9 protein-coding genes are annotated in these 16,914 nt (G+C 61.2%); 4 read left to right on the top strand and 5 right to left on the bottom strand.

The genetic code is table 11. The annotated features are described in order from the left end of the window. Nucleotides 1-470 precede the first annotated feature (470 nt). Nucleotides 471-1,283 carry an SDR family oxidoreductase gene (locus tag ASG39_RS06730; RefSeq protein ID WP_062594238.1) on the top strand — a complete coding sequence of 271 codons (813 nt, stop codon included), beginning with the start codon at nt 471-473 and terminating at the stop codon, nt 1,281-1,283. Continuing rightward, nucleotides 1,201-3,087, top strand: coding sequence for a glycoside hydrolase family 15 protein (locus tag ASG39_RS06735; protein WP_200943860.1), 1,887 nt, complete (start codon nt 1,201-1,203; stop codon nt 3,085-3,087). The genes ASG39_RS06730 and ASG39_RS06735 overlap by 83 nt, the downstream gene beginning before the upstream one ends. A gap of 335 nt (nt 3,088-3,422) precedes the next feature. On the opposite strand, the gene ASG39_RS06740 is transcribed toward ASG39_RS06735, so the two are convergent. From ASG39_RS06740 to ASG39_RS06760, 5 genes are all read right to left on the bottom strand, one after another. Further along, nucleotides 3,423-6,077 carry a LuxR family transcriptional regulator gene (locus tag ASG39_RS06740; RefSeq protein WP_062594241.1) on the bottom strand — a complete coding sequence of 885 codons (2,655 nt, stop codon included), beginning with the start codon at nt 6,075-6,077 and terminating at the stop codon, nt 3,423-3,425. A gap of 219 nt (nt 6,078-6,296) precedes the next feature. Beyond that, nucleotides 6,297-6,899: a LysE family transporter gene (locus tag ASG39_RS06745; protein ID WP_062594244.1), complete on the bottom strand. Its 603-nt coding sequence runs from the start codon at nt 6,897-6,899 to the stop codon at nt 6,297-6,299. A gap of 145 nt (nt 6,900-7,044) precedes the next feature. After that, entirely contained in the window at nt 7,045-11,475 is a 4,431-nt protein-coding gene (locus ASG39_RS06750) for a pre-peptidase C-terminal domain-containing protein (RefSeq protein WP_062594246.1), read from the bottom strand. Between the two features lie 698 nt (nt 11,476-12,173). Next, nucleotides 12,174-13,193 carry a substrate-binding domain-containing protein gene (locus tag ASG39_RS06755; RefSeq protein ID WP_062594248.1) on the bottom strand — a complete coding sequence of 340 codons (1,020 nt, stop codon included), beginning with the start codon at nt 13,191-13,193 and terminating at the stop codon, nt 12,174-12,176. Between the two features lie 40 nt (nt 13,194-13,233). Then, nucleotides 13,234-14,583: an ROK family protein gene (locus ASG39_RS06760; RefSeq protein WP_062594250.1), complete on the bottom strand. Its 1,350-nt coding sequence runs from the start codon at nt 14,581-14,583 to the stop codon at nt 13,234-13,236. A gap of 254 nt (nt 14,584-14,837) precedes the next feature. Between ASG39_RS06760 and ASG39_RS06765 the strand changes: the two genes are divergently transcribed. After that, nucleotides 14,838-15,650 carry a sugar phosphate isomerase/epimerase family protein gene (locus ASG39_RS06765; protein ID WP_062594252.1) on the top strand — a complete coding sequence of 271 codons (813 nt, stop codon included), beginning with the start codon at nt 14,838-14,840 and terminating at the stop codon, nt 15,648-15,650. 83 nt (nt 15,651-15,733) lie between these two features. Continuing rightward, entirely contained in the window at nt 15,734-16,855 is a 1,122-nt protein-coding gene (locus tag ASG39_RS06770) for a substrate-binding domain-containing protein (RefSeq protein WP_062594254.1), read from the top strand. Nucleotides 16,856-16,914: the final 59 nt, after the last annotated feature.

Genomic DNA, 16,914 nt, shown 5'->3' on the forward strand with positions numbered 1-16,914 from the left:
ACACCACTGGCTTCCGGCAACTACCGAAATGGTTGCGGGGAGCCTCACCCGGCAGCAGCCTTCGATGAGCCAAGCGTTCAGATGTTTTAGTATGCCTGCCGCGTCTGGTGGGGAAACCGTTGCAGACTGGATGCCATCACTAGATGCTTATGTCGGATAGTTTGACTTAAACCAGGGGCTTAGCTGGATTAGTTCAAGGTCCAGCGGTTCGATTCTTATCAAGGCGAACCTTCTCAAGACTTTGGCAGTACCCTCTGTCGGCCAGCGGGCTAGACCGAATTGAGTGAGCTTTCCTGAACAGGCACCGGTTTGCTCCATTCCCGCGACGCTTCTTCTACGGGAACGGGTTCTTGGCGTCCTTCCTTACAAAGGGTCAAGCCCTACTTAAACCTGGCGCTGAACGTCGGCTTCTCAGCACATCCGGCACAGACAACCGATACCGATCAGGCCAAGTTCGAAAAGGGAATGGTATGACATCGAACCATCAGAAGCTTGGCAACCATGTCGCCATCGTCACCGGCGCCAGCTCTGGGATCGGGATTGCAGTCGCCGAGGCGATGGCGGACGCCGGTGCAGCTGTCATCGTCAACTACCGCTCTCATCGGCAGCCGGCCGAAGAACTGGTTTCCAGGATCAGGAGCATTGGTGGTCGGGGCCTCGCGGTGAGGGCCGATGTATCGAAGGAAGACGATGTCGTCAGGCTCTTCGACGAGACGGTCGACGCCTTCGGGCGCGTGGATGTGCTTGTTGCAAACTCTGGTGTCCAGAAGGATGCGGCTATCGCAGATCTTTCACTTGAGGATTGGAACACTGTCATCGACATCAACCTCACGGGCCAGTTTCTTTGCGCTCGTGAGGCGGTGCGTCGCTTCAGGTCACAGACCAAGGATGGCCGTCCGGCCCGCAGCGCCGGCAGTATCATCGCCATGAGCTCCGTGCATGAGATCATCCCCTGGGCCGGCCACGTCAACTACGCGGCGGCCAAGGGCGGCGTTCGCATGCTGACGCGATCTCTGGCGCAGGAAGTGGCTGCCGATGGCATTCGTGTCAACGCGATCGCGCCTGGCGCCATCCGCACGCCCATCAACAAGGACGCCTGGGAGACCGATGAAGCACTGACGAAGCTTCTCCGGCTGATACCCTACGGCCGCATCGGCGAGCCCGACGACGTTTCCCGTGCGGCTGTGTGGCTTGCATCCGATGAAGCCGATTACGTCACGGGCACTACGCTCTTCGTCGACGGCGGCATGTCCCTCTATCCGGAGTTCCGCGATAATGGTTAAGCCGAACCGGGCCATCAGCCAGCATGGCATCGTCGGCGACATGGAGACAGCCGCTCTGGTCGCGCAGGACGGAACGCTTGATTATCTCTGCTGGCCCGTCCTCGACAGCCCGACCATCTTTGCCGAGCTTCTCGACGAGGAGAAGGGGGGTGCTTTCACGATCGCGCCGCAGCTTGATGCCCCACGCAGTCTTCAGCTCTATGTGCCGGAGACGAACGTTCTAATCACCCGGTGGATGGCGGATGACGGGAGCGCTGAGGTCATGGACCTCATGCCCCATCCGGATGCTCGTGTTCATCATGGCAACACCGCCCGCTGTATCCTTCGCCAGATCTCCGTGACACGGGGCACAATCGCCTTCAAGGTCCGGTGCGCACCCCGCTTCGATTACGCGCGCGTAATACCTGACGCAGCCGCGATTGATGGTGGAGTCGAGTTTACGGGGAAGGACCTGACGATGCGGCTTTTCGCGTCGGTACCTCTCACCTGCGCGGCAGGCGCTTCCGATGCCGCGTTTGTGCTTTCGGCCGGTGAATCGGTCTGGTTTATGCTCGGCGGCGACGATCTTGTCATCTCCGAAGACGCAATGGTGTCCGCCGAAGTCGCGGAAACCACGGCGGCTTGGCGACGGTGGTCGGGCAAGGCCACCTATCGGGGCCGATGGCGAGAACAGGTTCTGCGCTCGGCACTTGCGCTGAAGCTCCTGACCTCGCGCCAACATGGTTCGATCGCTGCGGCCGCGACATTCTCGCTTCCCGAAGCCATCGGAGCCGGCCGGAACTGGGACTATCGCGCGACGTGGATCCGCGATGCCTCGTTCACCGTCTACGCCTTCATGCGGCTTGGCTTTCTGGAGGAGGCGAAGCACTTCGGCCGGTGGGCGGGCCAGCGCGTCATGGCATCGGATGCCAATCATCCGCTCCGCATCATGTATGCGATCGACGGGTCGGACGCGAGCGACGAGGAGGAGCTGACGCATCTGTCCGGCTATGCCGACAGCCGACCTGTGCGGATCGGCAACGGCGCGAACGTACAGACCCAGCTCGACATCTTCGGCGAACTGATGGACAGCGTCTATCTCTCCAACAAGTACGGCGAAGCGATCAGCCACAACGGCTGGCAGCATGTTCGAAACCTCGTCGAATATGTCATCGAACATTGGCAGAAGCCGGATGCAGGTATCTGGGAGATGCGCTCGGAGCCGCGCCACTTCTTGCATTCGCGCGTCATGTGCTGGGTGGCGCTCGATCGAGCGATCCGGCTTGCGAAGAAACGTTCGCTACCGGCCCCCATCGTGCGCTGGGCAGAGTGTCGCGACGCTATCAATGCAGATGTCTGGGAGAACTTTCGCCATCCTGAACACGGCTATTTTGTTCAGGAGCGTGGCGGCACGGAGCTTGATGCGGCTCTTCTCATGATGGCGCTCATGCGCTTCGTCTCGTCAACGGATCCGGTCTGGCTCAAGACGCTCGATGCCATCCGTGATCAGCTTTGCGACGATGGCCTGGTCTATCGCTACCGCACGAAAGACGGTCTGGAGGGTGAGGAGGGCGCATTTACCACATGCACCTTCTGGTACGCCGAGTGTCTGGCCCGCGCCGGACGGGTCGATGAGGCGCAATTGACGCTTGCCAAGGGCATGCGCTACGCCAACGCGCTCGGCCTTTTCGCCGAAGAGCAGGATGTGCGTGGACGGCAGCTCGGCAACTTTCCGCAGGCGCTGACGCATCTCGCCTTCATCAGTGCCGCCTTTTTCACGGATCGCCGCCTTGACCCCTCACATCGCCCAAACTGGCAACCTTGATCATGTTCGTACTATCCCGGAAGCGCCCAGCCTCGGAAACGCGATCCGATGAGGAGGTGAGGGGTGTCAATCGGCGCTGAATGTTGGCTCTGACTCATATGTGGAACGGCCCGGTTGCCAAGCGTTTTCAGCGCAAATGACCTCGGGACGGTGCGGTCATATCACTGCACCGTCCAATGGGGACTTATGCAACAAATGCCTTGCTACCCGGGCCGTTCCATATATGCGTCAGAGCCGAATGTTGACCCCCTTACTGGCGTCCAACATTCCACGCCGAAACACAGTTGCTGATACATTACCGGATCAATCTGCAAACGGCCTTGGGATCTTGCGGTCTATCCCCCGCGTTCCACTAGCCAAGGCTCACTTTGCACACGCAAAAGAACCTCCATTCGGTTTCCGGCATTGAACTTGCCGAGAACAGATGAAACCTGATGTTCGATGGTGCGCTGGGAGCGGGAGAGTGCGCGAGCGATCTCCTTGTTTCCAAGCCCCTGCACGAGAAGAGCGAGCACCTTCTGCTCCGATGAGGTGAGGCCGAGGGGATGCAGGCGCGCCGCCGCATAAGAACCTCGACGGCGTCTTGGCAGGCGGCTGCCCACCCCCATGCGCTCGGCAAGGGTGCGCGCGAAGCCTGCGGCAAGCCGCGCTTCGATGCCGTCAAGGATCGTGACAGCGCGGGACAGCGCGGCGGCGGCCGCTTCACCTGTAACCTGCATGAGCGAAAGCGCACCTTCGTAGGGCTGCTCGAGCGCAAACCACAGCTCGGCCGCCCGGTCGAAATCGCCGGCGAGTTCGGCCGCGCGCGGTGCAGGCAGATCTGCTTCCATCCCGCCTTTAGAGATGGGCAGGGACAGACGGGTACGCCAGACGTGCAATTCTCCGAGATCCCAGGATGAGAACTGCTTCACGCTCATCGCCAGAAGCGCATTGACATGGTCTTTCGCCTCGTCGGGTGCGCCGCGCAACCACGCCGCCTCCGTCAGTGCAAGGCGGACGGGAATGATGCGTTGCGGTTCGCCTGTGGTCTGGCCCGCCTCCAGCGCATTGGCGAGCAGATCGAAACCGTCCGGCAGGCCGAGCCGCATCTTCACGCGCGCCAGAACGGAGAGCGCGGGCAGCAGCATCACGCGGGGATAGCCCTCCTTCGACATGACACCCTCGGCGATCATCAGCGCTTCCTGCAGACGACCCTGCTCCATGCGCAACTGGGCATGATGGCCAAGCAGGTAATGCGCCGCGGCATCGAGATCATGCTGCACGCAGAAGGCTATCCCCTCCGTCATCAACCGGTCGGCTCGGGAAAAATCCCGAAACAGCATGCAGCATTCGGAAAGATTGGTGTAGGCGCGGGAAGCGTGGTCGTGAAAACCGTATTCGAGCGCCAGCGCGAGACTCTCCTCCAGCAGCGCGTCACCTCCGACTTGTCCGGCGAATGCGAGCGAGGTGCCGACATTGTTGAGGGCGTGAATGCGGGTCTCCACCTGGCCGAGCTTGTCGGAAAGTTCCATCGCGCGCCGGCCCCAGACGATGGCCTCATCGAACCTGTCCTGTAGCATCAGCAGCTGCGAACGCGTGGAATAGGCGAGCGCCAGATCGTTGCTCGGGGGTCGCCCCTCCAGCTCGCGAACGGCCTGTTCCGTATAGGACACAGCCAGATCGGTCTCTCCTCGCCGCCAGTGCAACCGGGCAAGGCGGCACAGATTGAGCCCCACCTTTTCGATCTGCCCCTGCGAGCGCCAGAGCGAGATGGCGAAGGTATAGGCGCGCATGGTCTCCTCGGATGATACGCTGCCGGCAAGGAAAGTCTCGTGCGCCCAGTCCTCATAGATCTGGGCGGCGATGGGGGGCGGGGCGAGCGCGACATGGGCGAGCGCCGTCGTCAGATGCGTGGCCGCCTGGAGATGTGCGCCGAGCAACGCGGCCTGGGCTGCGGCCTTCGGGGCGAGATCCAGCACGCCTGCAATATTGCCCGAAAGGGTTATATGGTGCAGGCGCTGCGCAAGAATGCTTGGATCGCTGTCGGAAGCGGGCATGGCCGCGAAGATATCCTCCATTCGGGCATGGAGCGCCCGCTGGCTCGCCGGGGAAAGCCGCTCCAGCGTCGCTTGCCTTGCCAGTTCGTGACGGAACACCAGCGTCCCCATCTCGTCCCAGCGCAAGAGACCGCGTTCGACGCACTGCAGCGCAAGCTCCTCGGCATCCTCGCCCGTCAGGGCGGGGACCATTGCGGCGGATGCGCCGCCGGGCAGGATGCTGACGATATCGAGGAATTCGCGCATGGCTGGCGGCAGACGTGACCACCGCGCCCAGACCGCATCGCGGACCGAAACGGGAAGGTGACCTTCCCCCCGGTTGCCGTCGGCCAGAAGCTCCATGACGAAAAAGGGATTGCCGCCGGTCGTCATGAAGACGGAATGACCGTCCTGGCCTTCGCCGGCCAGCGCCTCGACGGCCTCGCGCGACAGCGGCTCCATGGCAATGCGGGTGACGGAGGGAAGATCGCCGAGCAGATGGATGGCGGGATGATTCCGATCGACATCGGTACGGCGTATCGTCAGCACGATCATCGCCTTCAGCAGCGAAATCCGCCGGCCGAGAAAACGGATGAGGTCGAGCGTGGCGGTATCCGCCCAATGCAGATCCTCGAAGATGAGGACGATCGACTGCGGCGCACGCACAAGCGCATTCAGCACGGAAGAGAAGATTGCTTCGGGGGAGGCGCCGCGGCGAAGCATCTCGCCCACGTCCGTATCGGTAATGGCCGTCATATCCTGCAGCGCGCCGAGCGGGCGCGGCGTGGCGAGCGGGTCGTTCCATCCCCAGTGGACGCTGTGCGTGTCGCCGACCAGCGCATCAAAGGATTGCAAAAGCGCCGTCTTGCCGATGCCGGGCTCTCCCTCGATCACCACGACCCTGCCGCGTCCGGCCGACGCGTCCCTCAGCGTCGTCAACAGGGTTTGGGTTGCGTCCTCCCGTTCGAGCAGCATCAGGCGTGTGCCCCGTGCGGATGGTCGGGAGGGATGGTTCGTCGATCGGCGTGCAGCAGCATTTCGCTCTTCATGACATGGGCTTTGATGTAAGACCGGTGAGGCGTGACACTGTGTGGATACAATTCTCATCTGGAAGCATAGCGCGGATTTTCCAGAACGTCGCGGCCCGGAGAGCCGAAACGCAGCCAGTTTGCCGCCAATGGCGGATCGTCGAACCTAGCGCGAAAGCGCCATGTGCAGCCCCATGACGATCAGCCCCGGACCGGCCAGAAGATTGAGCCTCGATAGCAGGCCATGCGGCAGGCGGTTCCGAAAAACCCAGACCGAGCCGCTCAACGTTGCATAGCAGGCCGCACTTCCGAGAAGCACGCCGGCAACGGTCGCGGCCAGCGTCAACAGGCCCGACCGGTCGATAAACGCGCCGGAGCCGGCAAGCGCCATATAGGGCAGCACGGTTGCCGGATTGGTCAGCGCCAGAACCAGGCCGGACAGAAAATCGGCTAAACGGCTGGCATTTGCCACCAGCAGGTAGGGCGTTCTGGCCGTCCTGACGATCATTTTCAGTCCGATCAGGATCAGAAGCATGCTCGAGGCCAGATGGACGAGCGGTTGCCAGCCGGAAAGAGAGGCCGCGACGGCGTTGGCCCCCACAACGGCCAGGATTGCGAACAGTCCATGCGCCGTGGATGCCCCCGCGCCGCACGCCAGTCCGCGAGCCGCCCCGCTCGCGAGACTGCGCTGGACGCACATCAGGGAAACCGGCCCGAAGGGAAGGGCAATCGAAAAGGCGAGAAAGGCACTGGCTGCGATGGTCGACATAACGGCGCGTCCCCTCGTCGTGAGCGCTCACTTCGCGCACCGACTCGAATTTCGAAATTCCGGCGTCCGGGTGTCGGGCGCGGGTGGGTTGGAAAATGTCCGCGCCGCCGGGTTTGCGGCGGGTGCAATGGCGGACATCGGCCCGCTACAGGATGAATTCCGACGCCATCATGTCGGACAAGGCCTTGAGGTGGACCAGCAGCTGGAAATCCGCCTTGCCGTCGCCATCGACGTCGCCGCTTACCTTGTACAGGAAGGACTTGAACTCGGTTTGCGCGCGCAGTTCTCCCGGCGTCTTCGAAAAGGCTTCCGATCCGATATAGGTGAAGGCGTCGTTCCTGGTGGTTTTCACGTTCGCGTCGATCGCCGAGAAATCGATGACATCGCCCTGGCTGCGGATGAAATCGGTGATGTAATCGGTGGCGTCGTCCGAGATGCCCATATCGGAGACCTTCTTGAAGACGAAGCGATCCTTGCCAAGTCCGCCCGTGAGTTCATCGAACCCGCCATTGCCGATCAGAATATCGTCGCTGTCGTAGCCGAATAACCATTCTCCCTTGCTATTGCCGACAATGGTGTCGCCGATCTGAGGATTATCGTTCTCGTCGAGGATGCGGATATTGAAGGTGGCGTTCGTCTTGTTGACGCCGTCCGATACTTCGATGATGACGGTATCCTTCTGCACCTTATCGTGGTCCAGTGCCTTGGCGGTGACGAGCCGGACACCGAAGAGCCTGAACAGGCCGCCGGCATCGTCGATCAGCTTGAGTTTGACGTTTTCGCCTTCGGGATCGAAGCGGTAGATCGTGCCGACAGTGGCGCCGACGCTGGAGCCTTCGCGGATCTTGTTGTTGTCAATGTGTATTCGCGCCGCTTCGTTGACATCGTCGACGGTGATGGTGAAAGTTTCCGTCACCGTGTTAACGCCATCGGACACCGCGACTTTGACGGTATCCGATTTCACTTTTTCATAGTCGATGGCCTTTGCCGTCACCAGTTTTGCGCCGGACAGCTTGAACAGGTCGCCTGCATCGTCGAGAAGCTTGTAGTTCAGTGTCTTGCCTTCCGGATCCCGTGCCGAAAAGGCGCCGACGGCGGTGCCGACTGGCTTGTTTTCCTTGATCGTCGTGTTCGAAATCTTCAGGTTCGGCGGCTTCTCGTTGACGTCCTGCAGGTTGATAACGAAGATTCTCGTCGCCGTGTTGATGCCGTCCGATACCTCGACCTTGATAGCGTCCTTCTTCAGCGTCTCATAGTCGAGGCGCGTGTTGCCAACCATCAGCCGGTTTTCGGAAACAAGGAAGCGACCGCCTGCATCGTCCAGCAACTTATAGGTGAGATTCCGGCCTTCGGGATCGGTCGCCGAAAAAAGGCCCATGATGGAACCGGGGCCTTTGTCCTCGCGGACACCGGTGTTGGAGAGCGTGATGGTATTCGGCGCTTCGTTGACGTTCTGAACGCCGATGTTGAAGGTTTTGATGGCTGCGTTGGTACCGTCGGAGACCTCGACGGTGACCGTATCGAACCTGAGTTTTTCGTAATCGACGGACTTCGCCGTGACGAGCTTCGTGCCGGAGAGCCTGAACAGGCCGTCGGCATTGTCGGTCAGCGTGTAGGTCAGCGCCTTGCCCTCGGGGTCCGTGGCCGAGAAGGTGCCGACCATCGTGCCGATCCGCACGTTTTCCATCACCGGTCTTGCCGACAGCGCGAGGGTCGTCGGTGCCTCGTCCATGTTCTCCACGGTTATGGTGAAAGTCTTCGAAACGATGTTCGTGCCATCGGATACCGCAACAGTGACGTTGTCGGACCTGACTTTTTCATAATCGATGGCTGTTGCCGTGACGAGCGTCGCGCCAGAGAGCTTGAACAGGCCATCCGCATTGTCGGTCAACGTGTAGGTCAGCGCCTTGCCCTCGGGATCCCTGGCGGAGAAAGTGCCGACCGTGGTGCCGAGCGGCACCTTTTCCTTCACCTTCGTGCCCGATAACGCGATGGCTTCCGGCGCTTCGTTGCCCGAAGGGGCGGTGATCGTCGTGTCCGAAAACTTGATTTTCTCGACGCCGATCAGCGTATCGGTGCCGTCGCTCAGGCCGCCGCTGCGATTGTCCGTGATGCGCAGGGAGCCGTTGTCCAGTGTTGCGACCGTGTAATCGCTACGCTTGCTACTGAAGACCGCCGTATCGTTACCCTTGCCGCCGTTGATGACGTTGGCTGCCTTGTCGCCTGAGAGCGTGTCATTGAAGTTCGAGCCGGTCAGGTTCTCGATCGAGATGTATTTGTCGCCCTTTGCATCGCCGAGATTGATCGTCGCGTCGCCGAGGCTCGCCGTGACGGCTGCGGTGGCATCCGCGTAGGACGCCGTATCGGTACTGCCGGTCGGCGCGCCGAAATCCTGTTCCTGCACCGAGAGATGCAGCGTGTAGTCGTAGGCCCGGTTATAATAGTTGTCGACCATGATGTAGTAGTCGCCGGTATCGGGCACCGTGTAGGTGAGATAACTATCCTTCGCGTTCGTGGATCCCGGATCGAGCGGCCCCGTCATGTTGTCGTTGTAAGGCCCGGAACCCAGGCTGCCGGTGGAATCGAAGATCCGGAGGCTGATATCCGTCGTCTGCGCCGGGGTCGTGCCGTCGATGTCGATCGTGATCACGCTGCCGGCCTGCAGCCGGATGTGATAGAAATCGTAACCGTTCTCGCCGGTCGAGGCCTTGACCGTCGTGTGGGGCACGACCGTCGAACTGGCAATGTCCGTGTTCGGCGCAAGGCTGAAAGTGTTCGTCAGGTCGAGCGCATATTTTATGCTCTCCCTGAGATCGTTGTTGGGCGCATGCAGGATCTGGTCCGCCGTCTTGGTGACAAGACCGCTGCCCATGCCGATCTGCGACCCCGGACCTTCGGCGGACACATGCAGCCGATAATCCTGCGCATTGTTGCCGACCAACTGGATATAGTAGGTGCCGGTCGTGGGCGCCGTGTAGACGACATAGGGATCGTTGTAGTTGACCGAGCCGGGATCGAGGGAAGTGGACTGCGACCTGTCGAGGATGTTGCGCCCCTGATCGAGGACGAAAATGGCGCTGTAGGTCCCGGAAGGATGGCCGTCGATGTCGAGCGTCAGGGTCGTACCGGCTTTCAGATCGATCCTGAAGTATCGGGAGAAGTGGTCGCTGAGCTGCAGCGTCTGATGCGGCACGAAATCGGAGTCGGCGACATTGGGATCATCGAAGATGAAGAAATTGTCGGTGATGTCCGTGGCATGGTCGTAGAAGTTCCGATCATAATCGATGTGATACGTATAAGGCTCGTTCAGTTTCGGAATGACGATCATGCCCGCACCGAACCCGATGCCCGACGAGATGTCGTCGCCGATCAGTACGTCCGCCCCGCTTCCGCCCTGAAGGACGTCGTTGCCAAGACGGCCGAGCAAGGCGTCGTTGCCGGCGCGGCCCGACAGATGGTTGGCCGCGATATTGCCCTTGATCCAGTCGATACCGGAACCGCCGACGGCGTTCTCGATCAGCGAGCGGGTGTCGCCGTTGTAGAGCAGCGCATTGGCAACGTTGCCCTCCGCGTAGTCGTAGGCGACGATGTCCCCCGGCGCGTAGATGGCCAGGCCGAGCTGCGTTTCCGGGAGCTGCGTGTACATCTCCACTCTGTAGAAGTTGGAGAAGGCGCCGGGTTCGAGGTCGATCTCGAGATTGGTCGTATAGTTCGAGAGATCGTAGGTATCCTTGCCGCCGCCGTCCCAGATGGTGCGGTAGATGTAGTTCGCGGAGGGGATCCCCTGGCCCACACCATCGACCGACTGTTCGCCGGTCGTCGGATGCCAGCGATAGGTGGTCGCACCGCTGTTAACGGAGAAATCGGCGCCGTACAGATATTGCAGGGCGGCGATATCCTGTTGCATCAGGCTTTGCGGCATCCGGCTTCCGGGCATGAAATAGGCGTTGTAATCGAAGCCCTCGCCCAGCGTCTGGCCGAAGAAGATGCTCGTATCCGGAGAGTTGCCTCCAGCTTCCAGGCCGAGCGTGGCCGCAACCCCGCGCATGATGTTGAAGAAGCCGACCGTGCCCACGGTCGGGTCGACGCCGTTGAAGGACGTCGTCGAAAACCACGCGTCGCCTGCCTCGGCCCTTTCGCTTCCCTGCGGCACCTTGCCCGGTTCGCCGAACATGGTGGGATCGAAGCCGCTGATCGGCGGACGGCTACTCTCGTAAACCGTGTTCAACTGGCTGAAGCGTAGGTCCGCATGGCTGGAAACCATCTCCGTCGTCTCGGTGAAGGTCAGCCCGGTGAAGGACGAGATCATCGACATTGTGTCGCGCACCGCCGTCTTCTGCGCCTCGGTGAAGGCGGCATGCTGTCCGTACCAGTACCAGGGCGGCGTCCCCCCGCCATACACGAACCCGCCGGAGGGGTAGTAGTCGTAGAGAGAACCCGTCGACGGGAAGCTGTAGGTGAGGCTGGACCCGGTCCACCGCGCGCCCGACAGAATATTGTCGATGCGGAAGTCTCCGGAGTCAGGAACGGTCTCGCTCGCACCCGCGCCGACCGCGGCAGTGTTGGGATCCGGCATGACATATTCCTTCACGCTGTGGCTACTTTGTTATCGACATTAGGCACTGCCATGTCTCGTCCGGGCTGTGTAAACGCGTGCCCCTCAAGGTGGTGGAGGTGTCGCTGTCAAACAGATCGTTTGAAGTGGCAGCCTGCGGCATGCAATCAGCGCCGCAGGCCATCGAAGATGCTGGATATTGCATTTGGCGTCGCCAACGACGCTTGAACCATAGGATGCAAGCGATGAGCGCGCATCGGCGTACCTACGCAAATTTCAGAAACGGTATACCTAAATTTTGCGCGAAGTGGCGATAGTGGCTGCTGTGCTTGCCGCGGGTATTAACGGTCCCGCAAGCTGCGTCGTGAGAAAAGCCTATTGTTGGTTTCTAAGCGGAACTGAGCCGGCGGGGGTGCCGACGAAAACTTGGAACACCAGCAGGAGGTAGTTTATGTATTCCTACGCAGACAGACTTCGAGCCGTTGAGCTCTACATCCGGCTTGGCAAGCGGCTCAAGGCACTGAACCTGAAAATGGCCGTCAAGCGGAAATAGTTTCCGCTAGCGACAGGTGCCGAAGGTTCACATCCATTCAAGGCGTGAAAAGCTTCTTATTAGCTTTCGGAATTCGTTCGTCCACAGGCGCTGAAATCGCCGCAAGGTGCAATAGGTGGCGTCGCCTATCGATATTTGCGGGTGGCTGATGCGTTCCGGGGAGTATTCATGAAGCCGAGTGATCCTTGACGAGCTTGGCGCTGACCAGAACCTCGCGCGGCGCCTGTTTTCGCCAGACTTTTTGGAAGCTCTCGACAACATTGTCGCTGGAGACGGCAAGGCCCGGAAGGGCGACCCAGTCCGGGGTCTGCTTTCCCAGAAGCGCCAGCACGCAGGTCTGCGCAACGGCGATGCCCTGCAGATAGGGCTGCTGGGCGCTGATGCCGCAGATCATCCCATCCGAAGCGAGGTTGATGGCGGCCTCGCGCCCAAGATCTACAGTCGTTACCGGCAGGTGGTGACCTGCCCGATCCAGCGCCTTGACCACTTCCATGGCAGGCGTATCCCAGACAACGAAATAGCCCGCGATGTCGTTATGGCGTTTTAACAGCGCCAGAGCGTCGGTGCCGGCGGTTTGAATGCTGTCGAATTTGCGTACATGCAGCCGGACGTCCGGGCGGTTGGTCAGCATCCATTTGTTGAAGGCGATTTCCCGCTCATTGGTGGCGAAGAATTCGGCATGATAGGAAAGCACGCCCACGGCAGCTCCGTCCGCCAGCTGTTTCGCCAGAAAGGCGGCTGCGATCGTGCCGAGGCCGAAATTGTCGGCCGAAACCAGCGCAACGTAATCGGAGCCGGGAAGAAGGCCTGTCGGGACGTTATCGAGGAGAAGCAGCCGGATCCCCGCCTGCGAAACGCGCCGGTGTGCATCGGCGACGGTGGAATTGGCGACCGGGATGGAAATGATTGCGTCCGGCTTTTCGCCGCGCAAGCGATCGAGCGCGGCAACCTGCGCTTCCGGGGCGAAGCCGCAATCGACAACCTCGATCACGGCGGTTTCGCAATCGCCAAAGGTCGCCATGATGCCGGCAATCTGCTGTTTTGCCCAATCGCTGGCCATGGTGTGGAGGACGATAGCGACGCGGAAGCGCCCCATGCGGGCGGCGGCAATGTCGTCGGGAAGTAACGCGATGCGCTCGGGCGGCGCTGCGCGTTCACCATGTGGCCCCAATCCGGATATGGTCATTGCATGGATCTCGTTGTTGCTGGAAAGCCGGTATTACGCATCAGGGGGCAATTGCCTGCTGGTCTTGCTCTGCGGCAATACCGGCCCGCTTTGTAGCACAGGACGTGCGCAGCGCCAGGAAAACGGGGTGGGCGAGGGGCGTGCCGTGCACGATCCAGTCCTTCAGGCATCCTGGCTCAAACAGGCTTTCCACAACCACCATGGCCGCGCCAACGAGCCCTGCGGAACTGCCCATCTGCGACTTCGCGATGATCAGGTCGCGCGTGACCAAGGGGTGGCTTTCTCCATAGACCGTTTCGCGAACGGCGGCGAGCAGGAGATCATTGGTCTGCGCCATCGTGCCGGACAGAATGATCAGCTCCGGATTGAGCATGTTGGCGAGCATCGCGACCGAATGGCCGATCATGCGTCCGCTGATCCCGAGGATCTCCATCGAGGTCGGATCGCCGGATTGCGCGGCCTGGCTGACTTCGATCGCGCCGACATCGCCACCCCGGCGAAGCGTATCGGCGAGCAACGCGCTCTTGCCCGATTGCGCCGCCGCCCGACCCTCGCGTGCGATCATGTCGCTTCCGGCAAGGGCGTCGAGCGTCGAGGCCCGGTCACCGGCCTGCACCGGCATCTGTCCGATCAGGCCGGAAGCGCCCTGGGCGCCACGATACAGCCGCCCGTCGACGATCAGCCCGGCGCCGATGCGTTTTCCTACCTTGATGAATAGCATGTTGCGCGCGGTTTGTCCGGCACCCGCAAAGCGCTCGCCCATGGTCATGGTCTCGATGCTGGAGCGCAACCAGACCGGCGCGCCAAATCGATCGACAAGCGTTTCCACGAAGGGGAAACCTTCCCAGGCCGGCAGAAAGGATGGCGTCTTTTCCATGAACGGCGTCTCGTCGCCCTCGCTGACGGGGCCGGGAACCGAAACCGCCATGCCCCAGACCGGCATATCCGGCGCGTGTTTGGCGATCAGCCAGTCAAAAAGCGCGAGAATGCGTTGCGAGGTCGACGCCGCATCCGCGCCGAGATCGATGGCCTCGTGGTGCTCCGTGAAGAGCCTGCCCGAAAGATCGGCGATACCGACGCCCAGCGCCGACTGATCCAGCGTCGCGACCAGAATGCAGCCAAGATCGGTCCTGAACTGGACGAGGCGCGGCGCCCGTCCGCCGCTGGCAATGCCGAGTTCGCTTTCGACGATCAGCCCGATCTCCGAAAGGGTTGCCAGGCGGTCGGCTACCACAGCGCGGCCCAACTCGCTTTCGCGCTCCAGTTCCTGTCGCGTCGTCGCCTTGCCCGACCGGATCAGGTTGAGGAGCGCACCAAGGCTTGCTGCGGCCGAGTCACGCGTCGTTGGCCGGCCTTTTCGACGTATTCGGGATGTCGAGGCAATGGGCATGCTGCCGTATTCCCTTCGGCGTTCGCTTCTGAGGCTTCGTATTTCGGTGCCGATAGCCTCTTTTCATTGGATAAATCGAATAGATGTGCAGGGCAAGCGCAAACTTATGCTGAAAATATGCAAAAGTATGATGACTTATGCGCAAATAATGTTGACTTACAAATTAAACGCTCATAACGTCACAGTCGGAGAGCGGTGGTGTCGGGACATGCGAGCGGGCAGGGAGCCTTTGGTTCGCAGCGGAGGAGTACAGAATGTCGGATTGGAAGCTGGCGTATCACGCCAATTGCTGGGGCATGCTCGGTGGCAACGCCCAAGGTGTGACCTCGATCACGGAGCTCAGCTATCGCACGTTTGGCGACATGGATCGCGCCTTCGACGATATCGCCGCGGCGGGATATGAAGGCGTCGAGCTGTTCGACGGAAATCTGCTCGACCACAGCGCCGCCGAGCTTCGCAAGGCCCTTGCCAACAGCGGCCTGACGCTGGTGGCGGCCTATGCCGGTGGCAATTTCATCTTCGACGATATCCTGCCGGAAGAGCTTGCCCGCGTTACCCGTGCCGCTGAGCGCGCCGCCGAACTGGACGCTCCGCACCTGGTCGTCGGGGGCGGGGCCAAGCGTTTCGACGGTATCCGCGACGAGGACTATGTAAAGCTCGGCGCGGCTCTGGACATGGTCAAGGCGATCGCCGAGGCCCGAGGCTTGCGCGCGCACTATCATCCGCACCTGTCGACGATCGTCGAAGGGCCTGACACGGTGGATCGGATCTTCGGTCTGACATCGATCGGTTTCTGCCCGGACACCGCGCATCTGGCTGCGGCCGGCGGCGATCCGGTCCAGCTCATCCGCGATCACGCATCGCGCATTTCCTACGTCCACCTGAAGGGTTTCCAAAAGGAACCCTTCGCGTTCACGCCGCTCGATCGCGGCGATGTGCCGACCGGTCCCATCATCACCGCCCTGCGCGAGACCGGGTTCAAGGGCTGGGTCTGCACCGAACTCGATGTCTGGTCCGATCCCGCCGAAGGCGCCCGTATCAGCATGGACTATCTGAAACAGGCCTGAGGGCCGGGTGACCTGAAACGGGCCTGACGGCCCGGCAAATCCTGGAGGCAATGATGCCTCGACTTCTTGGGAGGAGAAGAACCATGATAACCAGACGAACCCTGCTTGCAACCAGCGCGGCCTTTGCCTTGACCCTGTCGATCGCCGCACCGGCCTTCGCCGATCCGGATGCGGCTCTTGCCAAGCTGCAGGAAACCGTTCTGTCAAAGGGACCGAATGGCGAAGCGCCGGCAGCCGCGTCCACAGTCACGTTGACTGACGAGGAACTGGCAAAGATCAAGGGCATGAACGCCACCGCGGCGATCGTCATGCACTACGGCGGCAATGACTGGAGCCAGGCGCAGATCAACGGGCTGCAGACGCAGTTCACAGCCATGGGCATCAAGGTCATCGCTGTCACCGACGCGGGCTTCAAGCCTGAAAAACAGGTCGCGGACCTCGAAACTATCATGGCGCAGAAGCCCAGCATCATCGTCTCGATCCCAACCGATCCTGTTGCAACGGCCGTGGCCTACAAGGCGGCTGCGGATGCCGGTGTGAAGCTGGTGTTCATGGACAACGTGCCGGCCGGCTTCACTGCCGGCAAGGAATACGTATCCTCCGTTTCGGCGGACAATTACGGCAATGGCGTCGCTTCTGCCCATCTGATGGCCAAAGCGCTCGGCGGCAAGGGCGAGATCGGTCTCGTGTTTCACGCCGCTGACTTCTTCGTCACTAAGCAGCGCTATGAGGCGTTCAAGGCAACGATCGCGTCGGACTATCCGGACATCAAGATCGTGGCCGAACAGGGCATCGGCGGTCCCGACTTTTCCGGTGATGCCGACAAGGCGGCCAGCGCGATGCTGACCTCCAACCCCAACCTGAACGGCATCTGGGCCGTCTGGGACGTGCCAGCGGAAGGCGTGATTTCGGCGGCCCGCGTTGCCGGCCGCGACGACCTTGTCATCACCACCATCGATCTCGGCGAAAACGTTGCCATCTCCATGGCGCAGGGCGGTTTCATCAAGGGTCTTGGCGCACAGCGTCCCTATTCGCAGGGTGTCACCGAGGCGATGCTGGCGGGGTATGGCCTGCTCGGCAAGCAGGCCCCGGCTTTCGTGGCGCTCCCGGCCCTTCCTGTCACCAAGGAAACCCTGGTCGAGGGATGGAAGGCTGTCTACAACACCGAGCCGACCGCCAACGTAAAAACTAGCCTCGGACAGTAAGTCTGTCCCGGCACCACTGACGTGTCCGCGGGTGGCGCTAGCGCCGCCCGCTCCTGAAG

This window comes from Rhizobium sp. Leaf371, assembly GCF_001424045.1.
In the GTDB taxonomy this organism is placed as follows: domain Bacteria; phylum Pseudomonadota; class Alphaproteobacteria; order Rhizobiales; family Rhizobiaceae; genus Ferranicluibacter.

Bases quoted from the DNA above. Each gene is read 5' to 3' on its own strand.
- ASG39_RS06755 (WP_062594248.1), bottom strand. From the start codon at position 13,193: ATGACCATATCCGGATTGGGGCCACATGGTGAACGCGCAGCGCCGCCC.
- ASG39_RS06760 (WP_062594250.1), bottom strand. From the start codon at position 14,583: ATGCCCATTGCCTCGACATCCCGAATACGTCGAAAAGGCCGGCCAACG.
- ASG39_RS06730 (WP_062594238.1), top strand. From the start codon at position 471: ATGACATCGAACCATCAGAAGCTTGGCAACCATGTCGCCATCGTCACC.
- ASG39_RS06770 (WP_062594254.1), top strand. From the start codon at position 15,734: ATGATAACCAGACGAACCCTGCTTGCAACCAGCGCGGCCTTTGCCTTG.
- ASG39_RS06765 (WP_062594252.1), top strand. From the start codon at position 14,838: ATGTCGGATTGGAAGCTGGCGTATCACGCCAATTGCTGGGGCATGCTC.
- ASG39_RS06735 (WP_200943860.1), top strand. From the start codon at position 1,201: ATGAAGCCGATTACGTCACGGGCACTACGCTCTTCGTCGACGGCGGCA.
- ASG39_RS06750 (WP_062594246.1), bottom strand. From the start codon at position 11,475: ATGCCGGATCCCAACACTGCCGCGGTCGGCGCGGGTGCGAGCGAGACC.
- ASG39_RS06745 (WP_062594244.1), bottom strand. From the start codon at position 6,899: ATGTCGACCATCGCAGCCAGTGCCTTTCTCGCCTTTTCGATTGCCCTT.
- ASG39_RS06740 (WP_062594241.1), bottom strand. From the start codon at position 6,077: ATGCTGCTCGAACGGGAGGACGCAACCCAAACCCTGTTGACGACGCTG.